General features: G+C 39.1%; 1 protein-coding gene and 1 pseudogene. Both read left to right on the plus strand.

From position 1 onward, the window contains the following. Nucleotides 1-189: 189 nt before the first annotated feature. Nucleotides 190-408, plus strand: a pseudogene (locus PX481_RS29855) (DUF5615 family PIN-like protein); the annotation flags it as partial. A 395-nt stretch (nucleotides 409-803) separates the two neighbouring features. Continuing rightward, nucleotides 804-935: a hypothetical protein gene (locus tag PX481_RS21385; protein WP_002753613.1), complete on the plus strand. Its 132-nt coding sequence runs from the start codon at nucleotides 804-806 to the stop codon at nucleotides 933-935. Nucleotides 936-1,307: the final 372 nt, after the last annotated feature.

Here is a 1,307-nt window from a genome sequence, read left to right on the forward strand (position 1 = left end):
AGAACTTCCATCTTCAGTTGAACCCGGGGATGGGGATGATGAAATCTTTCCTAAGACAGTGAGTTCTTTTCTTCTTCCGTGAATTCTAGGTTAATCATGTTTTTAATGAGTGCTTTGCTTCTAATTATGACTCTTAAACTATATTATTGTCCTTGAGTAAAAAATGCAAGTTGTAGCCGTGCAAAGTATATACAGGAAAATCGGATTCTGCTAACTCATAACTGCGATGACTTTGAAGAGTTGCACCAAGCGAATCCAAACCATTCGGGGATCTTCGCGGTTTACCGTAACGCTAACCTCTTAAAAAATATGGGCTTCAAGGCAATTGTCAAGGCAATCGCCAATCTCGAAACTGCTAACGTCCCCCTTGCTAATCAGTTCATCTCCCTGAACCACTGGAACTATTAATTCTGGTTTGTCTCGATCTTGTCACAAATCTTAACTTAATCTCTCCCTAACTATTGAAAACAACAATACACTCTACCCCCAGCACAGTATCCTAAGCTACAATTTAATAAATCTTTACATTATTCTCCCTGACTAGGGATTCACATCGGATTTACACATCCTCACCCAATATTTCGTCAAAACTTACCGAAAAATTGGGTTTAAAGCCTCGCTCTTTTAGGGCGACTTTATATGATGTATGCTATTAAGAATAGCGGGCAGGGTAAGCAACCGCTTAAAAAACCCAGTCATCGCCGGATGAACGCACCGTTCGGATCTCGGCGTGAGCTTTTGTCGAACGCTGAGATCAGGGCAGCGCGGTCAAAAACGACATCGGTAAGATTGCCAACCAAATTATGATGGCTGTCACCTTGCGTTGGGAAACCATTTTGATGCCAGAGGAAAGAAAAGAGGGTCATCAGTTGTCAGATTTGCGTTTTCAGTCCACTGATTACTGGAAAAGCTTCCCAACTCCCACTCTGCAATAACTACTGGCAGCCAGAAATAGGTTGGGTACTTATCATACTTTGTGCTTTTTGTCAAAAAAACTTTTTTTTTGCAATAAAACTACACAAAAAAAAGATCATCGTTGTGGGTGAAATTGACTCATTTACCCGTCTTAATTAGGATCACCTTGTAGGTGTGGCAAGGGTTTCAGCCATTGCTACCCAAAAAAGCACAGAATAACCCACTATGAAATTCTATCAAATCGCTGTACCCAGCATAACGTCGTTGTTAAATAAAAATCTTTCTCAATTAATTCTTAAGAATTTGTAAATATTGCGAAATGTTAATTTAAATATTCTCAAGTTTTTGGAGTCAATAGATAATTTTTGCTTATCTTTGTCGAAAAATATAAC

This window comes from Microcystis sp. M53603_WE2 (assembly GCF_030065435.1).

Bases quoted from the DNA above. Each gene is read 5' to 3' on its own strand.
- PX481_RS21385 (WP_002753613.1), top strand. From the start codon at position 804: ATGATGGCTGTCACCTTGCGTTGGGAAACCATTTTGATGCCAGAGGAA.